20 protein-coding genes and 1 riboswitch are annotated in these 19,477 nt (G+C 35.2%); of the genes, 11 read left to right on the top strand and 9 right to left on the bottom strand.

The annotated features are described in order from the left end of the window. Positions 1–339: 339 nt before the first annotated feature. Positions 340–1,581 (bottom strand): MFS transporter, encoded by a 1,242-nt coding sequence (locus OEV82_RS13910; protein ID WP_263062226.1) that lies wholly within the window; start codon positions 1,579–1,581, stop codon positions 340–342. A 492-nt stretch (positions 1,582–2,073) separates the two neighbouring features. On the opposite strand from OEV82_RS13910, the gene OEV82_RS13905 reads away from it, so the two are divergent. Together OEV82_RS13905 and OEV82_RS13900 are read left to right on the top strand one after the other, a co-directional pair. Next, on the top strand, positions 2,074–2,469 hold the full coding sequence (locus OEV82_RS13905; RefSeq protein ID WP_173662249.1) for a nuclear transport factor 2-like protein: 396 nt from the start codon (positions 2,074–2,076) through the stop codon (positions 2,467–2,469). 228 nt (positions 2,470–2,697) lie between these two features. Continuing rightward, a complete protein-coding gene (locus tag OEV82_RS13900; RefSeq protein WP_263062225.1) occupies positions 2,698–2,913 on the top strand; it encodes a hypothetical protein in 216 nt (71 codons plus the stop codon). 573 nt (positions 2,914–3,486) lie between these two features. Here OEV82_RS13900 and OEV82_RS13895 read toward each other — a convergent pair. Beyond that, positions 3,487–4,473, bottom strand: coding sequence for a DMT family transporter (locus OEV82_RS13895; protein ID WP_263062224.1), 987 nt, complete (start codon positions 4,471–4,473; stop codon positions 3,487–3,489). A gap of 108 nt (positions 4,474–4,581) precedes the next feature. Between OEV82_RS13895 and OEV82_RS13890 the strand changes: the two genes are divergently transcribed. After that, positions 4,582–5,529 (top strand): DMT family transporter, encoded by a 948-nt coding sequence (locus tag OEV82_RS13890; RefSeq protein ID WP_263062223.1) that lies wholly within the window; start codon positions 4,582–4,584, stop codon positions 5,527–5,529. Positions 5,530–5,619: 90 nt separating this feature from the next. On the opposite strand, the gene OEV82_RS13885 is transcribed toward OEV82_RS13890, so the two are convergent. The 6 genes from OEV82_RS13885 to OEV82_RS13860 form a co-directional block, all read right to left on the bottom strand. Next, positions 5,620–6,942, bottom strand: coding sequence for a short-chain fatty acid transporter (locus tag OEV82_RS13885; RefSeq protein WP_263062222.1), 1,323 nt, complete (start codon positions 6,940–6,942; stop codon positions 5,620–5,622). Positions 6,943–7,202: 260 nt separating this feature from the next. Next, positions 7,203–7,877 carry a CotZ-related putative spore coat protein gene (locus tag OEV82_RS13880; RefSeq protein WP_263062221.1) on the bottom strand — a complete coding sequence of 225 codons (675 nt, stop codon included), beginning with the start codon at positions 7,875–7,877 and terminating at the stop codon, positions 7,203–7,205. Positions 7,878–8,047: 170 nt separating this feature from the next. Then, positions 8,048–8,305: a DUF3992 domain-containing protein gene (locus OEV82_RS13875; RefSeq protein ID WP_263062220.1), complete on the bottom strand. Its 258-nt coding sequence runs from the start codon at positions 8,303–8,305 to the stop codon at positions 8,048–8,050. A gap of 6 nt (positions 8,306–8,311) precedes the next feature. Next, positions 8,312–10,294, bottom strand: a complete 1,983-nt coding sequence (locus OEV82_RS13870) for a methyl-accepting chemotaxis protein (protein ID WP_263062219.1) — start codon at positions 10,292–10,294, stop codon at positions 8,312–8,314. Positions 10,295–10,772: 478 nt separating this feature from the next. After that, positions 10,773–11,114, bottom strand: a complete 342-nt coding sequence (locus OEV82_RS13865) for an ASCH domain-containing protein (RefSeq protein ID WP_173658053.1) — start codon at positions 11,112–11,114, stop codon at positions 10,773–10,775. Positions 11,115–11,381: 267 nt separating this feature from the next. After that, positions 11,382–11,819, bottom strand: coding sequence for a cell wall hydrolase (locus OEV82_RS13860; protein ID WP_173658054.1), 438 nt, complete (start codon positions 11,817–11,819; stop codon positions 11,382–11,384). Positions 11,820–12,071: 252 nt separating this feature from the next. Beyond that, a riboswitch (SAM riboswitch) is annotated at positions 12,072–12,176 on the top strand. A gap of 90 nt (positions 12,177–12,266) precedes the next feature. On the opposite strand from OEV82_RS13860, the gene OEV82_RS13855 reads away from it, so the two are divergent. The 8 genes from OEV82_RS13855 (at position 12,267) to OEV82_RS13820 (ending at position 18,430) form a co-directional block, all read left to right on the top strand. Next, positions 12,267–12,416 (top strand): YezD family protein, encoded by a 150-nt coding sequence (locus tag OEV82_RS13855; protein WP_263062218.1) that lies wholly within the window; start codon positions 12,267–12,269, stop codon positions 12,414–12,416. A 177-nt stretch (positions 12,417–12,593) separates the two neighbouring features. Further along, positions 12,594–13,421 (top strand): MetQ/NlpA family ABC transporter substrate-binding protein, encoded by an 828-nt coding sequence (locus OEV82_RS13850; protein ID WP_173661531.1) that lies wholly within the window; start codon positions 12,594–12,596, stop codon positions 13,419–13,421. Next, the gene (locus OEV82_RS13845; protein ID WP_263062217.1) at positions 13,418–14,419 is read left to right on the top strand and encodes a methionine ABC transporter ATP-binding protein; all 1,002 of its coding nucleotides are present in this window, start codon (positions 13,418–13,420) and stop codon (positions 14,417–14,419) included. Before OEV82_RS13850 ends, OEV82_RS13845 begins: the two co-directional genes overlap by 4 nt. Continuing rightward, the gene (locus tag OEV82_RS13840; RefSeq protein ID WP_263062216.1) at positions 14,409–15,062 is read left to right on the top strand and encodes a methionine ABC transporter permease; all 654 of its coding nucleotides are present in this window, start codon (positions 14,409–14,411) and stop codon (positions 15,060–15,062) included. The genes OEV82_RS13845 and OEV82_RS13840 overlap by 11 nt, the downstream gene beginning before the upstream one ends. Positions 15,063–15,076: 14 nt before the next feature. Next, entirely contained in the window at positions 15,077–16,093 is a 1,017-nt protein-coding gene (locus OEV82_RS13835; protein WP_263062215.1) for a CoA transferase subunit A, read from the top strand. Then, a complete protein-coding gene (locus tag OEV82_RS13830) occupies positions 16,093–16,851 on the top strand; it encodes a CoA-transferase subunit beta (RefSeq protein WP_263062214.1) in 759 nt (252 codons plus the stop codon). The genes OEV82_RS13835 and OEV82_RS13830 overlap by 1 nt, the downstream gene beginning before the upstream one ends. A gap of 66 nt (positions 16,852–16,917) precedes the next feature. Beyond that, on the top strand, positions 16,918–17,700 hold the full coding sequence (locus OEV82_RS13825) for a CoA transferase subunit A (RefSeq protein ID WP_263062213.1): 783 nt from the start codon (positions 16,918–16,920) through the stop codon (positions 17,698–17,700). Next, on the top strand, positions 17,693–18,430 hold the full coding sequence (locus OEV82_RS13820) for a CoA-transferase subunit beta (protein WP_173662034.1): 738 nt from the start codon (positions 17,693–17,695) through the stop codon (positions 18,428–18,430). The genes OEV82_RS13825 and OEV82_RS13820 overlap by 8 nt, the downstream gene beginning before the upstream one ends. Here the strand turns inward: OEV82_RS13820 and OEV82_RS13815 are convergent. Then, positions 18,414–19,477, bottom strand: a 1,064-nt coding sequence (locus OEV82_RS13815) for a transposase (protein ID WP_263062212.1), incomplete at its 5' end; no start/stop codon positions are given. The genes OEV82_RS13820 and OEV82_RS13815 overlap by 17 nt on opposite strands.

Here is a 19,477-nt window from a genome sequence, read left to right as displayed (position 1 = left end):
ATTATTGTCTGTACGCTTCGATAACATCCTAAATTTCCCCCGTTAACCAAGAATTCTATCCCTATTATACAAAAAAAGCCTGTAGATTTGGCCACTAGTTAGGGACTTTGTCTACAAGCTGAACCTATTGATTCAATCAATAGGTTTTTTTCATTTTGGATGTGCATAATGTATTTTTAAATTTAAGACCCAGTTACCATAATGACTTACCTCCACAGAGGATGAAAATATCGCATTCACTCCTATACATGCACGTTTTTCATTGCCATACACACAATTTGTTCCTTTTGTCTTACATCCCAAAGACTTTCTGTTCACAAGTCCCTCTTTCCCACATTATTATGGTTCTTTCAATGTAGGTTCTCCCGCTACAATTAAGTCTTTATTTTTTCCTAAGGAAATGGCTAAGATCATGATGAATATTCCTGTTCCTAATAAAAGCCATTCAATTTTTACAAAGTCTGCTATTGGCCCAAATATTAACATTCCAAAAGGCATCATTGACGTTGAAATCATTCCCATTACACCAAAAACTCTTCCTAAATACTCTTCCTCGATTTTTTCTTGCAATAAAACGGTTCCTGGTGTACTGAAAATTGGCATCGCAATACCGAAGATAGCCATAAAAACTAAATAAATCCAAAATAGCGGGACGATCCCAAGGGCAAATGTACAAATCCCCATTATAATACTTGCAAAGGACATTGTTTTCACTTTATTATGGAATCCACCCCAAGACGCAATGATACCACCGCCTGCCATCATACCAACAGAAAAGGCAATCTCAATCGCAGATAATCGCCAATAGTCGTCCCCAAAACTCCGTGTAACCTGTAATGGCGTTAGGAACGCTGCTGGTGCCATCAATACAAAAAAGATAGCAAAGAAAATGAAGAACTTCTTAAGAAAAACATGATTGTTTACATATCGTAACCCTTGTATAAAGTCACTAAAGTAGCCAGCTTTTTGTTTTTCTGCAGCCTTCTTATGCACTGATACTTTCAAGAAGAATAAAAGTGTAAAAATGGCAATAGCTGCTGTAATCACATCAATAAAGAATATGACTTCAATTGATGTGAAACCTAATAGGGCTGCACTAACCATTGGAGAAACAAACATTGTTATAGCTTGGATACTTCCATTTACACCGTTAACCTTAGTCAGTTTATCTTGCGGAACAATTTGCGGTAAAATAGCACCGACTGCTGGCATTTGAATTCCAGATCCAAACGCACGTACTGCTGCCATTACAAAGAATAGCCAAATTGCGTGATATCCAAGTAAAAATAAAATCGCTAGAATAAATGTTGCCACCGCAATTAGTGCATCTGCCATGATAATTAACATCTTACGGTTATATCGATCAGCCCAAACTCCTGCAACTGGGGACAAAATAAAGGTTGGAATAAAACCACAAATAATATACAACGTCATCATAAATCCAGATTCTGTTGTTAGCGTAATATGCCACATCATCGCATATTGAACTAGAGATGATCCAAAAAGTGAGATCGTCTGGCTACTTAAAAATAGAATAATATTTCGTAACCAATTCTCCTTTTGATTATTCATCGTATTCATCCATCAACAACTCTCTCCATATGTGATTTTTTAAAATTGTATAATCGGTCTCATATTTTAAAGACAGCAAAAAAGAGGGCAGAATTTATCCCTCTTTTCAATCACCGTACATTTAGGTTTTCTTTAAAATAGACAGACCAATTCAATATTACCCTGATATAAACAGAGCACGTAAAACGTATTTAATTAAGATTATATACTCCAAAACGTAGTCTAATTGATGCTGTCAAGATAAAAACCTCCATTTCTAAATAAGGAACACAATTATAGCAAATTACAGTTACTAATACAATATTTTTTTACATAATATTAATTGGAAAATCTTCCAATCATAACATGGTTTCTTTTATATAGAGAGTTGCACAACTATAGAAAATTATACTTACTGATATGGACTTACGGCCAGTATTTTTATAGTTTTAAGTGGAGCTTGATCGAACGGATTGAATTTGTAATAATAACAAAAAAGATTGCGGAAAAAGGAGTGGTATCATGTCTCAATCAGATTTAACTGTCGAATGTCAAGAGGATTGCGGAAATGCACCGAAAAAGCTGCTTCTTAAGGATTTTACGATCGCGCTTGCCAAAAAAGACATTCATTTTTGTATAAACTGTATTCATGATGAGATTGTTTGGGAGATTGTTGGCAAAAAACACATTAAGGGAATAAAAGAATACGAACAAACTTTAAACCAATTAAAAGAATCTTCAATTACACACTTATTGATTCATAATATCATTACCCACGGCAATACAGCTTCCTTAAACGGGACCTTTATTTTAAAAAATAAAGATCGAATCGATTTTTGTGATGTATATAACTTTGCAGGGTTTGGAAAAAAAGCAAAAATAAAAAAAATCACATCCTACGTTATTAAGACATCTTAAATCAAATTTTTGGGAGGTTTATTCTTTCATTGGACTCCGTTCTTCTAATTTAAATTTCAATGATATCAAATAAGAAAGGAGATCACATAAAAGAAAATGGGTGTTAGATAACCCTTGTTTTCCTTATCCTTGACATGATTAAATATATGTAATCGATATAATATTTCCCTTTTGTTTTGGCTCCTATTAGCAAGCACAAAATAAATTAATTAATAAGGGGGTATATGTATGTCCAACAAAAAAAACGATTATGAAAATATGTCAATTGAGGAACTTATGTCTGAATTAAGCAAAGTTCACAAACGCACCAAATTTAAAGTGAAAAAAGCGAATATTAATGAACATGGTCATATTATTCTCGATCCCGAAAATAAAAATGATCAGGAATGGTATGAAAATGATAAGGATTATGATGTCTTAAGATCGCAAGTAGAGAAAAATTGACATAGACAACGACAGACATAGTGTTATACAGTTTATGAAAAAATAAACTTTAAATCTTTAAGGATGGGGATGGGAAATCGTTTAGTGACAAGAATTACAGCGTTCTCGAATTTAGTAAACGCGCAACGTGATTTTAGGAACAAACATCTCTATATCTAAAATCATCATTGTTTAGTTATTATTATAAGGCTGGAACACAAGTTTCTTTTGCTGATTTTTGGGTTGAATGCTTTCCCTCTAGATCTAATTCCATTTGTATGTTAATTATCACCTAGCCTCTGTTAATGATTTATCTTATATTACTCTTTTCTTCTTCAATCAATATATTCTCGTTAAACCACTTTTTTAACTCTTCTTTAGGTTGTCCGCCAATATACGAGAAGATTCTTGGCCATTTTTGAAATCATTCCATCCTTGTTCAGACTTTTAAACCTTTTAATTGTTTTAAAACAATACCTAACTCTTCAGCAAGTTATCCAAGTCATACCACCCTTTGATTTGGGCTTGTTAACGGAAGCTTTTTATAGCTTCCGTTTTTTTGTGGCATGTGTTAATCACCCTTGTATTCCTTCTTTATTTCTGTATGTCATCAACATACTGGATAACCTGTTTACTTTTCCTACTCCTTTCACCTGCAACGAGAATGGCTGAATATAAAACAAAAACAATCCCTAACACTTGCCAACCAAATAAATGATCTTCCAAAAATAGGACACCTGTTACAACAGCTACAATAGGTTCGATAGTTGCTAAAATCGATGCTTTACTAGTTTCTAAGTATTTTAATCCAGTAGTATACAAAACATACGCAGCAAATGTTGCAACTAGTGCTAACAATAATGACCAAATCCAAACATCTAGATGAATAAATAGATTGGCTTTTTTTGGTAAGTCACTTGTCAACAACATAAAAACACTTGTATATAAAAATGTGAAAGTTGTGATCGTTAGAGATGAATATCGTTTCGTTAACGGTTTACTAAGAATGCTGTAAAGTGCATAACAAAATCCCGATAATATCCCAATTAAAACGACAGTTATGGATATACTCGTTTGATTGAAAGGCAGTAAACCAACAACAAAAGCACAACCTATAATGGCAAAAAAGAGTGCCGTACCCTTCCTCATTGTTAAAGGTTCTTTAAAAAAGATTCGAGCTAAAATCGTTACAAATAATGGACCTGTATATAAAAGCGTTACAGCAATCGATAAATTCGAACGTGAAAATGTTTCAAAATAGAAGTAATTAAAAAGTGCCATACTTAAAATTCCAGTTCCTGCAAAAAAAAGATGATCTTTTAATCTCGTTCGTAACTGTTCACGTTGGAATAAGATCATGAATAAAATTAAAAAAGCAAATGTAAAAATTCCGCGAATAGCAACGACATCCCATGCCGTAAAACCTCGCTCATATAACGGAGCAACAAAGAGTCCGATTAACCCCCAACATGAAGCACCAAGGACAGTAAATATATAATATTTAAATCGCTTAATTTTTTTCCCTCCTAATCTTCCAGTACAACACTCCCTAATCGAAATATATTTGACAGTTAGCTTCAAAATCCTTCAAATGAAAACAAAGATCCGAAACTATTTTACTTAAATAAGATGAGTTTTTTGATAAAATATTTGAATATAAATAATTTTTAAAAAACAAAGGGTGATATCTTGAGAAAACAAAAGAGATTTATCCAGCGTAAAGCATTTCTATGGGTATTAATATTTACCATCACTTTAATTTGGGGTTATGCTTGGGTAATGATGAAAGCATCCTTAAATTTCATGGGACCTTTTACATATTCCTCGTTTCGTTTTGGAACTGGAACAATTACTATGTTTATTATCCTTTTTATATTTAAAATTGGTTTCCCTGATAAAAAATATTGGAAACATTTATTTATCAATGGTCTTTTACAAACGGCTGCCGTTTTTTTACTGGTTATGTTTGCTATGAAATTTGTGGATGCCGGGAAATCTTCTGTTCTTCTCTATTCAATGCCAATTTGGAGCAGTTTTTTGGCGGTAAAGTTTTTAGGAGAAAAATTAAATTTGCCAAAATTCGTAGGGCTTCTACTCGGATTGATTGGATTAATATTCATTGTCGGTTGGGACCTGTTCATGATAAGTGACCTAAATGTCATTATTGGTGAATTGCTTATTATCAGTGCGGCTATTTGTTGGGCATTTGCCAATATTTATTATCGAATACATTTAATAGAACTCCCTCAAATCCAAGTATCTACTATTCAAATGTTCTTTGGGACGGTGATCATCATTTTGTTCACTATTCAAAACGAATGGGGAGAACCGATCATTTTTAACTTGGAAAGTATTTATTATATTCTTTTCACAGGTATCTTTGCATCTGCCCTTTGCTTTACCGTTTGGTTTATCATTATAAGTAAAATTGATATAGCTACTGCAACCATCTCAACATTGCTCGTTCCTGTGTTTGGTTTGTTATTTTCAAGTTTACTCCTAGGTGAAAAATTAACACCCGGCATTTTAAGTGGTTCCTTACTCATCATAACAGGCATTATAATTGCTACCAAAAAGAAAAGGTCAATAAAAAAGCGATTAGAAGACACTGCAAACAGCGAATCTCCTAAATTATAAATACATAGGTACATACTTTGTATAGCCTCTTAAACGAATAATCATGGGCCATCCTCTAGTCCAATGATGACCTTGGATTGCCCCTAAAGTTTAAAACAAAAAGAAACCGATTGTAATCGGAATAAAGCTAAATAATAAAATCATGACACAATATCCCATAATATCACGAATATGTAACCCAGCAATAGCTAAAACTGGCAACGCCCAAAATGGTTGAATCATATTGGTCCAAGCATCTCCCCATGCTACTCCCATTGCAGTTTTTGCTAAATCAGCATCAAGTGACATCGCAGCTTCAATCATAATCGGTCCTTGAACAGCCCATTGGCCGCCACCGGATGGTACAAACACATTAATGAAGCCACCACTCAAAAAGGAAAAAAATGGTAGTGTATATTCATTAGCAAAGGTTAAAAACCATAAAGCAATTTGTTCAGAAAGACCTGATAAAGTAACCATCCCCATAATCCCTGCATAAAACGGAAATTGAATAATAATGCCACCTGCGTTTTTTACACCATTTGATACTGTTTCTAAAAATTTTTTTGGAGTTTTATGAAGAATAATTCCAAAGAATAAAATAGTAAAGTTTACAATATTAATATTTAAATCAAATCCATTAAGAATAAAATAATAACCGATAAAGAACAATCCCATAATTCCGATTAACATTGAAACGATTACACTGTTTTCAAGTTTTTCTGCAGGCGTGGTAGGTGCTGTTTCTTCTAGCGTAGCAACTGACTCATCTGGGATCACCCAACGTGAACGATCGAGGTCCATTGTATTGGTAGTTTTCATCAAATACCGATTAAAAATTGGTAATGTAAGGACTAAAGTTAGAACAATAAAAATATTTGTTGGACTGAAGAGAGTTTCTGTAATAGGAATGACTCCCATCTCTTCTTCTAAAAAGTGTCCCGGTGTTGCTACAGTTAAGGGAATCGAACCGGAAAATCCACCATGCCAAACTAACATTCCACTATATGCTCCCGCCACAAGTATTCGAAAATCAGCGGCTGGTACTTGCCTCGCAACATGCACAGCAAATAAGGCTCCTACTACTAATCCAAATCCATAGTTGATTAAACAGGCAATAGTGGCTACAAAAGTAACAAGCATAACAGCTTGTGCTGGTGTTTTTGCTAGTCTACTAATTCTAGCCAGAAAGTTCTTAATCACAGGTGCATTCGCTAAAACATATCCTGTAATGACAACAAGTGCCATTTGCATCGTAAAGGCAAGTAAATCCCAAAAGCCTGTCCCCCAATAAGAAACCATTTCAATTGGACCACTTTCTGTAAACAAGAGCCCTAAGAAAAATACAATAATCGTTAAAAGAATAGCAAAAATAAAAGCATCTGGTAGAAACCGTTGAACAAGACGATTAAAAAATACTGTTAGCGCTTTCAAAACGCTCCACTCCTTTTTTGTATAGTTATTCTTTAAAAGAATAATATATTTTAAATAATAACACAATTAAAAATATTCATATTTATACAAATCGAAATCTTTTTTCTTTATTTCTTAAGGGATCATTACATCATATGAACGGATTATAATAATAGATTGTCATTGTACGATTAAAAATTAAAAATGATATTCCCTAGCTCGCCATTCTCAAAATCTCTTTTTTGAGCAACCGTTTTCAATATTTTTGTTAAATACATGGTTTAAACGAAGGTAATTTTTCTTTCTTGTTTTCTGTTAAGTTGGATTTCTAATGTGCCTGTGACAGACTCCATTGTAGTTTCTAATTCAATTTGGATTATATTCGAGACAGTAATTGACTTAGATTCTCCTGCCGAAGCCTTTGAGATTACTCCCCCTTCTTTCGTAAAAATATTTAACATTAATTCTCCCTCACTTTTAGTCGTAATATCTAAACTAATCGTTGCAGAATTCATTACATTCTTTTCGTTCGTCATCCATAAAATTATAGGTGTATCTTTTTTTCTCATCGTATAAGGAATGCAAATGGTATCTTTAATTAAATCAGCTACGATTATACCATCATAAACAGGGATTGGTATGTGAGAAAAGCCACAGAAACAATGTAAATCGACTTTTATAAATTTACCCGTACGTAAAAATTTCTGTAAAGAATGGATTCGGTCGTTTTCTAATACAAACAATGGATAAGGTAATAAAATATGAAGAATCGCTGAATGATTTTTCTCATCAACAGATTCTACTATAAAAAAAGGCGATTTAAATACATGGTTGTTAACATCGCCATGAGCGTAAAATAATTTACCATTACAAGTATATAAATAAATGGGTATTGCTGATTGAAGCACGTTTGCATTTGCTATTCGTTTTAAACTTTGCTCACTCCATTTACTCATCATAAATCAATCCAGTTTGATCTATATTTTTATGTTGCTATTCCTTTTATGTAATCGAAGCCCAAAAAAGAAACGTTTACACAACTGAGAGTTTTTACTTCATACATCCTTCCATAATAATACTTAAATATGTAATTCGGGATGAATAGCATCCCGAAATTTTTTCTAAATTAAAATTTATAATTTAAAGAAAAGGATATCTTTATATTAGCTGATGCAGTACCTCCAGTACCAGTCAACGCGATCGAATTAATATCGTCCATCGTTATGGATCTCGCTTCACCAGGAGCAACAACAAAACCTGCTACCGGCGTTTCATTCACCGTTAGTGAAGCTGTCGGTGCTACACCAGCAATTCCAGTATTTTCAACCATTCTCGTTCCATTAATAATATATGAAGTAGTATCTTCCCATATCGTTATTTTCAACCATCATTAATCGATTTTAAATTTACGAACAGTTTGTATTAGTTCCTCTGCCAAACGAGACAACTCCTCTGCGCTTGCAGATACTTCTTTAATGGATGAGTTCGATTGTTCACTAGCTGCAGCTGTTTCCTCAATTCCTGCAGCTGATTGTTCCGTAAGCGCAGCAATTTCTTGTATAGAGCCATTCATTTGTTGTCCTTTTATTGTCAATTCCTCTAATATTTTTGAAATATTTACAATTGTGTTTACTTCTTGACTGATTAAATCACGAATCATGCTGAACTTTTCTTCCGTAAGTTGAATTTTATTTACACCTTGTTCAACTTCTTGATATCCATTATGAAGGGAATCTGCTACACCGGCCGCCTCAGATTGTATGTTACTTACAATATTGGAAATATCAGCAATAGAATTCGCTACTTGCTCAGCTAGTTTTCTTACTTCATCTGCAACTACAGCAAATCCTTTTCCATGTTCACCAGCTCTAGCTGCTTCAATAGCTGCATTTAGGGCAAGTAAATTTGTTTGATCGGCAATATCTTTAATAACGACTACCAATTTAGAAATATCTTGGGATTTTTTGGCTAAGCCTTCAACCTTTTGAACAGTTTCTTTAAAAACATAATTAATTTTTTTCATTTGTTCTGCCGAATCATCCATTAATTGACTGCCTTCTTCCGTAATCTTCAACATATCTTTTGATGATTGTTGAATACCTTCACCATACTCGTTTGCTTCCTCTAAACGATTCGTAAAAATTTCAACATTAGAAGAGATTTCGCTTGTTTTATTTGCCTGTTCCTCTGCACCAGCTGCTAACTCTTCCATCGTTATTGAAATTTGCTCTGTACCTTGGCTAACTTCATTAGAAGATTGGGTCAGTTCCTCGCTATGATGAGAAACTTTTTCTGAAGCATGTAAAATATTGGCGATCATACTTCTCAACATTTCTTGCATTGTCCGCATTGCTTTCGATAATTGACCAATTTCATCATTTGACACATCTTCGATTGGTTCGGACAAATTCCCTTTGCTTATATGAATCGCTTTATCGCCGAGTTTTTTTATTGGACGGATAATCGATTGGATAAGAAAGTAAATCAGTACTCCTCCGACAACGACAAATAATGCAACAACCAACACAGTTCGCATTAAAATTGGATTGGCCGTATCGGTAACCTCAGAATATCGTAATTGACCCCCTATTTTCCAGTTCGTCGTATCATTCGTGACGAAACTCATTATTTTATCTTCTCCATTTTGTTTATAATTGATGACGCCATAACCTTTACCAAACATTTCCTTAAAAAATTCTTCTTTAACTTCACTGCCTCCTTCTAATTCTGGATGGTATATGACTTTTCCTTTATTATCTAATAAAAATGCAAAACCACTTTCACCAATTTCGACCTGTTCAGCTAAACTTTGTAGGTAAGTTAGAGTAATATCAATAGCAACTACCCCGGAATGATCTGGTGTTGTTTGCGATAAGGTCACAACCATGTTACCTGTCGTTGCTGAAATATAAGGTTCACTAATAATAACTTCTCCTTTATTAGCCATAGCATTTTTATACCAATGCCGCTTTCTAGGATCATAGTCAGCATCCATTTCAGCATCAGGATACTGGACAAATAAACCCGAAGATGTACCTATATATGTTAGTTCCACCTCTTCAGGAAGCACCTGTCCGTAAAAACGAAACATATCCATTAACTCGTTTTGCCGTTCATTTTCATAAAGGTCGGAGGTGACATTTTTGGATAGAAAATTAAGATTCTCAATTCTTGATTCAATCGTTTTCGTTATCGTACTATTTAAAAGTTCTGTACTTTCATTAATTCCATCAATTATTTTTTCTTCAACTGTATCTTTAGCAACAATATATGATGAAGTTCCAATAATAATCGCCGGTAATAATAGAATAATAGAAAATGATAAAATTAATTTTATTTTTAAATTGAACACATTTTTAAATCGTTTTTTCAATTGAAAATCCCCCTTAACATTTCAATATTCCTTATATCGTTTACACATTGAATGTAGGAACTCATAAAATTATCCATTACAGTGTTATTACGATATATGAATAGTACGGTTACTGAAAAAGTTATTTCCTTATAACAATCAACACACTTTGCAACTAGATTTTTTCCTTTAACGATTCGACTTAGTCGATCGTTTATCCTATTCCATATTTCCCTAACAAACTACCTACATATCGGATTTTATTACACAAAATGACAAAAAGCGACTTCTATTCGTCCTTTAAATCTAGTAAAAAAGAATCATTTTTTCATCATCGTCATTTTACCATCTTATAAATCGAACATACTGGAATATAATAGAAACAAAATATTTGAGGAATAGAAATGTCGTCTGTTGCGGTTGCAAAGAAACATAGGGTTGACCCAAAAATAAAAAATGAGCGCAATTCATATTTATAAATTGCACTCATCTTTCGAATTTAAGCTTTTTCAATTGGTGAAAATTCATGTACCCACACTTTTAACGTAGGTATCCATGGCATACCTGGATGGATCGATAAAATTGACTCCTTATAGGACTCAAAACTCTCATAACCTTCTTTTTTCGCATCTTCATCGGTAATATCCCCGAGGGCTTGTTGATACACTTTTTCAATGACAAATTTTTGACCTTCTAGGATCATCACTTCACCAACATCAGCAAATCTTTTCATTCTTCTCGTTGCAGATTTTTTTCCCGAGATCACTTTTTTTATATCTTCCGGAATTGTAATTAACCGTTCAATATTTTCCTTTTCAGAAGGGGCATGTTGATTTACCACACATTAACACCTTGCCTTTCGTTGTATGCAATTAATAATCAAAATGTATATCAAGGATAACTCTAATTGACTATCGACCTATTTGTCTAATCAAGTTAATTTTATCACAAATATGAGCTTGACAATGAATGAGATTTGTATATTTTGTAAAATTTTGAAGTGATTTGATTTTAAGTCATCGATTTGACCTCTTTTTGAAACAAGAAAAATTGTGCAATTGCTTCACGCGCAATTGCACAGTAATCATTGTAGATTTCAAATTATTAATCATGTATAAACACTATCACATGTTCCTGGTGAAGGTTCATAAAAACAATGAGCTTTATATTGCCCGGTAAAAGGTTGACTATACCATTGTGGTGGACAAGGCCCGTATGGATTAAAATACCAAAGTGCATATTTGGCTGGGTGATCGCGCCAATATTTCAAATTCAGTCTTGCCAATCTTCTTTCTGCTTCCCTTGCTGGTTGATAAAATAAATTCCCTTTTTGTACCGCTTCAAAGGAATAATTTCCACCTTGCACATGGAAAATCACATCCTCTACAGACCTTAATTCATTAAAATCTGTACAATCCGCTACAACACGATTCACAATAACATTACCAACATATAACATCCCTTGCTTTCCTTCGCCTTCAGCTTCAGCTCGCATCATCCTTGCCATTAAATCAACATCTTTACTCCGATATGGGATTCTTGCCATTTTGACACCTCCAAATTGGTTGGAGTTTTCATCGTTATTACATAATTATATTCATCTTTATATACTTGATGTTTGAAGATTGAAAATCGATTGTGATTGCCTCTTTTATAAGTTCTCCTTCATTCTAAATACATTAGTATGAACTGTCATTTAACCAGTCAAAAATAAAAATAAATTTTCACAATTCTAGTTGACAAATATAGATCGACTATTTAGAATAATTTTATATTTAAAAATTAAATAAGTGGAACACTCTTATAAAGAGAGGTGGAGGGACTGGCCCAGTGAAGCCTCGGCAACCATTGATGCAAATCAAACGGTGCCAATTCCAGCAGATATTGATCTGAAATATAAGAGGTTTGCAGACGATCGAATTAGATACTTTCGTGCGGCCTCTTATACCAAGAAGCCGCACTTTTTACATTTTTAAAAAAAGGAGATGGAAAAATGGCAGAAAAAAAAGACTCTGAAAATAAAAAATATGAATTAATCAAACAAGCAATCGAAAATTTAGCTTTTGGTGAACTTCATATTACCATTCATAATGGCAAAATCGTACAAATTAATCGTATTGAAAAGCAACGATTCTCTGTTTAGATTTGCTGCTTAATCATTAAGAGATCAAATAGGGGGTGCTTTTATAATTCTTATTCAACATATTCGATACTATAAAGCTGACCGGACAACCGGAAGCCTCTTGAATTCCCACACATCGCTTACCTATGTGTGAATTCGAGAGGTCTTTTTATTTAAAAGATAAAAGGGGGAAATCAAATGAAAAAGGGACTTTTTACACTTCTTTTAATCGGATTCATGATCATTCTTGCTGGATGTACTTCAACATCCACAAACGACGAGAAAAAACTCGTTTTAGGAGCAACTGCTGGTCCTTATAGTGATCAACTAAAGGAAGGGATCGTTCCACTACTTGAAGAAAAGGGCTACAAGGTAGACATTGTCGAGTTTAACGATTATATCCAGCCAAATATTGCGCTAAATGAAGGAGAAATAGATGCAAATCTCTATCAAAATCGCAACTATTTAAAAAACTTTAACGAAGAAAATGGTATGGATTTAGTGCCTGTTTTTGCTGTTCCGACAGCACCAATGGCCCTTTATTCTGATAAACATACCTCTTTAAATGATATTGATAAAGGGATGACCATTACTTTACCAAACGATCCTACTAACTTAGCTCGAGCGCTTCATATGGCAGAACATTATGGTTGGATTTCGATTGATCAATCGGTTAATCCCCTCACGGCCTCTGAAAAAGATATTTTGGAGAACAAATTTGATTTAAACTTTAAACCAATTGAAGCTGCTCAAACACCTCGTTCGTTAAGTGATGCTGACTATGCATTTATTAATGGCAATTTTGCCATAGATTCAGGGTTACAACTTGAAGAAGCAGTAGATTTAGAACGAACACAAGAGGACTTTCTTATCTATTTAACAGTCCGGAAAGAAGATAAGAACAGTACGTTTGTTAAAGATTTAGAAGAAGCTTACAAATCCAAAGAATTTTTACACTATACAAACGAGAATTCAAAAGGTTATGTTAAACCACCATATCAACACGAAATGGAGGAAGGACAATGATTCAAATTCAACATCTTACTAAACGGTATAAAAACACGACTGCCATTAGAAACATTAATTTAACCATTAACCAAGGGGAGATTTTTGGAATTATTGGCTATAGCGGTGCGGGAAAAAGCACTTTACTCAACTGCCTTAATTTATTAGAGAAACCGACGGAGGGAAAGATTATTGTCGATGAAGAAGATATTACTGTATTATCCGAAAAGGAAATTCGGAAAAGGAGACAAAAAATTGGTACGATTTTCCAACATTTTCACTTAATTAGTGCTAAAACCGTTTTCGATAATGTCGCCTTTTCTTTAAAAGCAGCTGGCAAATCAAAAGAGGAAATTCACTTTAAGGTACCCAAGCTTTTGAAATTGGTTGGTCTTCAAGATAAAGCAAATAATTATCCTGCCCAATTATCGGGGGGACAAAAACAAAGGGTCGGTATTGCACGTGCACTAGCCAACGATCCAAAAGTATTACTCTGTGACGAAGCAACTTCCGCCTTAGATCCAACCACGACCGACTCCATTTTACATTTATTAAAAGAAATTAATCGTAACCTAGGGCTCACAATCGTGATCATAACCCATGAAATGGAGGTTGTTCAAAAAATATGTGATCGAGTGGCAGTTATGGAAGCTGGGGAAATCGTAGAACTTGGTGCTGTTTATGATATTTTTTCTGCGCCTAAACATCCTTTAACAAAAGAATTTGTTCAATCCGTACAATCCTTTACATTACCAGATCGGCTATTACAAGAACGGAAAGGAACCATTGTCAAAATCACTTTTAGAGGTGATTCAGCAGAAAATCCAATCATATCAGAAACATTAGCTCATTATCCGATTATGATTAACATTCTTCATGGGCAAATTTCCTATATAAACGACAAACCTCTCGGCACTCTTATTATCGAGGCCATTGGAAAAAAATCAGATATTGATGCTGCCATTCGCTTTATATCCGAACGTACTAAACAATTGGAGGTGTTGGCCGATGTCGCCTGATTTACTTAACGAATTTGGAAAAGCATTTATTGAAACTTCTTGGATGATGTCCATCGCTGTAATTTTTGCCATTATTATCGGTGTCCCCCTTGGCGTCATGCTTTTTGTAACAAGGGAAGGTATGTTTTTTGAAAATAAATTTGTCCAGCAAGTAGCAGGCACAATTGTCAATATTATTCGTTCCATCCCCTTTATTATTTTGTTAGTTGTTCTCATACCTGTTACCAAGCTTATTCTTGGTACATCAATGGGACCGACAGCAGCTAGTGTATCCTTAACGGTTGCTGCCATCCCCTTTTATGCTCGCTTAGTGGAAGCTTCTTTAAGAGAAATTGATCGCGGAGTCATTAAAGCCTCTGAATCATGTGGTGCCTCCCCATGGTTAATTATTAAGGATGTTCTTCTGCCAGAAGCAAAACCAGGAATGATTGCGGGTCTTACGGTAACGATCATTAGTCTATTAAGCTATTCTGCTATGGCAGGAATCGTAGGAGGCGGTGGCATTGGCGACCTCGCCATCCGTTTTGGATATTATCGTTTCCAAAATGACGTTATGATCATCACAGTCATCATATTAATTATTCTTGTCCAACTCATTCAATTTATAGGAGACAAATTAGCCAAAGCAGCTAGTAAAAAATAGAAGGAGGAAAAAGTATGAGCATTCCAACAAAGGAAACGTATCTATATGGGTGGCAACATCCCGATAAAATGAGAGAATATCGTAAAAACCATAAATCGATGGTGAAAAAAGATAAAAGAACGACCCTTAAAGAGGCCATTCAACGTGGTGTAAAAGCAAATGATTATATTGTTTTTGGTGGGATGGGGTCTGTTCGAAATCCGATGGCAGCCGTCCATGAAATTATTCGTCAAAGAATAGGAAATCTCACGATCGGGACAAAAGGTTCTCAACATGACTGGCAACTTCTTGCTGCTAGTGGAAACATAACAAAAGCTGAAGTGTCCTATGGTTTTGCTGATGAAGTACGTGGACTATCACTACCTGCCAGACGAGCAGTAGAGTCAGGACGACTAAAAGTCTTATCAGAAACGACGAATGCAGCATTTCAGTGGAGATTCACTGCAGCAGCTAAAGGACTACCTTTTTACCCAACCCGTTCTTCACTTGGTACGGACACTTTAGCCTATAGTGGCTCTAAAACGATTATCGACCCTTTTACAGAAGAACCAATTGAATTATTACCCGCATGCTACCCAGATGTTGCAATTATTCACGTCCATCGAGCAGACCGCTTCGGGAATTGTCAAATAGATGGCAATATAGCTGAAGATGTGGAAATTGCTCATGCAGCAAAATTCGTCATTATAACGACAGAAGAAATCGTACCTGACGAGGTCATTGAAAAAGACCCTGCTCAAACAAAAATTCCATACTTTACTGTGGATGCCGTAGTGGAAGTTCCTTATGGATCCCATCCAAACCAAGTCCCAGGTCTTTACAGCTTTGATGAGGCCCATTGGCAAGAATGGTTAGATGCATCAGTTCGTGAGGAAACCACACAAGCATATCTAGAAGAATATGTTTATTCAAGTAACGATTTTTATGACTACTTAGAAAAAATTGGTGGTATCCATGTGCTTCACGAGTTGGAAAAAATCGAAAAGAAACTTGTAAACTATCCAAAGGTTGCGAAAAGGAGAGGAGAATAATGGCTACAGATATCGAAAAAATGATCATTGCAGCTTCCCGCTTATTACCTAAAGAAGGAGCAGTTTATGTTGGGACTGGAATGCCATTATTGGCTTCTGTCCTAGCATTAAAAACCCATTCGCCTGATCTTTTACTTGTTTACGAAGGTGGCGGTGTTGGTGGTAAACCGACTGGTCGTTTACCAATCCAAGTAAGCGAATCTCTAACTTACGAAAATGGAATCATCGTCGGCTCTATGGATTATGTAATGAGTTTAGCTCAAGCGGGTTGGATTCAATACGGATTTTTAGGTGGTGCTCAAATTGATGTATATGGAAATTTAAATACGACGGTAATTGGTGATTGGGAACAACCGAAAGTGCGTCTCCCTGGTTCGGGAGGTGGAGCAGATATTGCATCTTTCTGTGAAAAAAATATTATCATTATGCGTCAAGATCGGCAAAAATTTGTAAAAAAACTAGACTTTTTAACAAGTCCTGGCTACTTTTCCGGTCCTGGAGAACGGGAAAAACGAGGTCTGCCTGCCAATACAGGACCATATCGTGTTATTACACAAATTGGTGTATATGGGTTTCATCCAGAAACAAAACGAATGACCTTATTGGAGCTCTTTACAGGAAAAACCATTGATGACGTACATGAAAACAGCAGTTTTCCAATTGATATCAGTGACAACTGGCGCTATGTCAAAGAACCGAACAACGAAGAATTACATACTTTACGAGAATTAGATCGTGACGGAATTGTCCTTACCTAGTTACACATTGACAAGTAAATCTATACTGTCAAGACACTCGACTAAATAATTGAAAGGATGATGTGAATGTCAAAACTATCCTCCATACAAGATGCCGTACAATCCATTGAGAATGGTGCTTTACTTGCTTTAGGGGGAAATGCACTACACCGCTCCCCGATTGCGTTTGTTCTTGAGTTAATTCGCCAAGAGAAAAAAGATCTCTCATTAATTAAGACAGCGGGTGCTTTAGATGTGGATTTACTTGCCTTATCAAAATCAATCCGTTCTGTTTATGCGGGTTATATCGGCTTTGAAATGCTTGGACTTGCGCAAAATTACCGAAAAGGGGTTCAAAATGGGGAAATTACTGTTTATGAACATGCATGTGCTAGTGTAATTGCCGCATTACGTGCAAGTATTTATGGTGTTTCTTTTCAACCGATTAACGGTTTTGATGGAAGTAGTTTACCAGAATTAACTGGACTTATTAAATGGATATCTTGTCCATTTACTAATAAAAAAACCGCTGTCGTCGCAGCACTAAAACCAGATGTTACAATTATTCATACGAATATAGCGGATGAAAAAGGAAATGCCTATATAGATGGATCCGTTTATGAAGATTTGATCATGGTTAAAGCTGCACGGCGCACCATCATTACAACAGAAAAAGTGATTTCTTCGACAGACTGGAAGGAGAAACCACAAATACCAGGTTTCCTTGTTGAAAGAGTCGTACACGCTGAAAAAGGGGCTGCTCCAGGTAGTTGTGCGCCACTTTACACAATCGATGATCATGAAGTTCACAGTTATTTAAAAAACCCCAAAAAATATCTAGAAAGAAAGGTGGCTGTTTCCCATGTCTAATGTCATAACCGTTGAACCCGCAGACTATATGACGGTTGCCATGGCACGAATTATACAAGATGGAGAACGCGTATTCCATGGAGTCGCCTCACCTATACCAGCGGTAGCTATTCAACTTGCCAAGAAACTACACGCAAAAAATGCCGTATATTTAAGTATTGCCGGTTATGTAGACGCTGTTCCATCACAGTTCTCACATACTTCGACAGCAGGAGCCCATTTAGGTGAAGGGGCAGTTTCAGAATTCTTATTATCTGATATCTTTGATCTGAGTGCGAGAGGTGAACTTGATGTTGCTTTTTTAGGTGGCGCACAAATTGATCAGTATGGTCGTATAAACTTAAGCGCAATCGGATCTTTTGCCAATCCAAAAGTACGGTTACCCGGAGGAGCAGGTAGTGCAGCCCTTCTTCCAACCGTAAAACGAGCAATTCTCTGGAAAACAACGCATGACAAACGTTCTTTTGTAGACAAATTGGATGTCATTACGGCTGCAGGAAATACAGCATACGTTATTACACCTTTGGCAATCTTTAAGCGTGGTAACCAAGGGAAATTACAACTTTATTCAATCTTTCCTTATAGCTCCTTCGATGAAGTAGTAGAACATACTGGTTTTCCAATTGAAAAACATGATCACTTTCACAAGTTTCATCCTATTACGGAACAAGAATTTACTATATTGCAAGAAATAGATAAAAATAATACTCGTTTTAGCGAATTTCGTTAAAATACAAGGGGCTGTCCAATAAGTCCCCAAAAAAAGAGCGAAATTGAGAAATCCTTGTGTTTCTCAATTCGCTCTTTTTACATTTTCCTGAAAATAGCTTGATATTACCTACAAATTTTAGGAGATTGTGGGCTAAAGCCACAATCCCAAATTCAGTTTCAACCTTTTCGATTCCACGCAACCGGAATCGAGTGAACGACAAATTGCCCTTAATGTGACCGAACACACTTTCGACATCTACTTTACGTTTGGCATAAAGTGTTGCTTTTTGTTCGTCATCAAGGGCTGTTTTTGTCTTTGCTTTTATTTCTTCGTAAATAGGGTTCCAATAAACTTTACGATTCCCTTTAGATTTTGTACATAATGACCTCAACGGACAACCTGTACAATCCTCGCATTCATAAATTTTAAAATCTTGTTCATATCCTGATTCATTTTTCCGTTTACTATATCGTTTAAATAAAACCTTACGGTTGTTAGGACAGATAAAGGCATCTTCCTGCTCTAGATATTTCCAATTCTGTACTTTCGAAATATCCTTTTTATATTTTCTAGTTTGTTCCTTTAAATACGTATGATATGGAGCTAATAATTCAAAGCGTGGCTCTTTTTCTTCACCTAATGCATATAAATAGTTTTCTTCACTTGCATAACCTGCATCCGCAACGACTTGTTTAGGCACTTTTGGTAAGGATCTGAATAATTTTTCCATAAACGGTTGGAAACAACGAGTATCTCCCGGTTTCTGAAATAATTTATATCCTACAATAAATTGATTTTGAGTAGCTAATTGTATGTTATATCCTGCTTTTAATTGACCGTTTTTCATATGGTCATCTTTCATTCTCATAAACGTGGCATCGTAGTCTGTTTTCGAAAAGCTATTACGATTACCGAGTATTCTTTTTTGGACCTCGTATTTTCTTAATCGTGGGAGATAGTCGGATTCAATGGCTTTCAGCTGTTTTTTTAATTTTGTTTTCTGGGAACGAAGTTCTTTTTGCTCTACTCTATTTGATTCCTGATTATATTTTTCTTCCAATACTT

The organism is Pallidibacillus thermolactis, from assembly GCF_025660415.1.
Lineage (GTDB): Bacteria > Bacillota > Bacilli > Bacillales > Caldibacillaceae > Pallidibacillus > Pallidibacillus thermolactis.
This window is presented reverse-complemented; position numbering and strand designations above follow the sequence as displayed.

Coding starts and splice junctions, on each gene's coding strand:
- OEV82_RS13900 (WP_263062225.1), top strand. CDS start 2,698: ATGTCCAACAAAAAAAACGATTATGAAAATATGTCAATTGAGGAACTT.
- OEV82_RS13855 (WP_263062218.1), top strand. CDS start 12,267: ATGGCAGAAAAAAAAGACTCTGAAAATAAAAAATATGAATTAATCAAA.
- OEV82_RS13880 (WP_263062221.1), bottom strand. CDS start 7,877: ATGAGTAAATGGAGTGAGCAAAGTTTAAAACGAATAGCAAATGCAAAC.
- OEV82_RS13850 (WP_173661531.1), top strand. CDS start 12,594: ATGAAAAAGGGACTTTTTACACTTCTTTTAATCGGATTCATGATCATT.
- OEV82_RS13820 (WP_173662034.1), top strand. CDS start 17,693: ATGTCTAATGTCATAACCGTTGAACCCGCAGACTATATGACGGTTGCC.
- OEV82_RS13860 (WP_173658054.1), bottom strand. CDS start 11,819: ATGGCAAGAATCCCATATCGGAGTAAAGATGTTGATTTAATGGCAAGG.
- OEV82_RS13840 (WP_263062216.1), top strand. CDS start 14,409: ATGTCGCCTGATTTACTTAACGAATTTGGAAAAGCATTTATTGAAACT.
- OEV82_RS13845 (WP_263062217.1), top strand. CDS start 13,418: ATGATTCAAATTCAACATCTTACTAAACGGTATAAAAACACGACTGCC.
- OEV82_RS13830 (WP_263062214.1), top strand. CDS start 16,093: ATGGCTACAGATATCGAAAAAATGATCATTGCAGCTTCCCGCTTATTA.
- OEV82_RS13910 (WP_263062226.1), bottom strand. CDS start 1,581: ATGAATACGATGAATAATCAAAAGGAGAATTGGTTACGAAATATTATT.
- OEV82_RS13905 (WP_173662249.1), top strand. CDS start 2,074: ATGTCTCAATCAGATTTAACTGTCGAATGTCAAGAGGATTGCGGAAAT.
- OEV82_RS13835 (WP_263062215.1), top strand. CDS start 15,077: ATGAGCATTCCAACAAAGGAAACGTATCTATATGGGTGGCAACATCCC.
- OEV82_RS13825 (WP_263062213.1), top strand. CDS start 16,918: ATGTCAAAACTATCCTCCATACAAGATGCCGTACAATCCATTGAGAAT.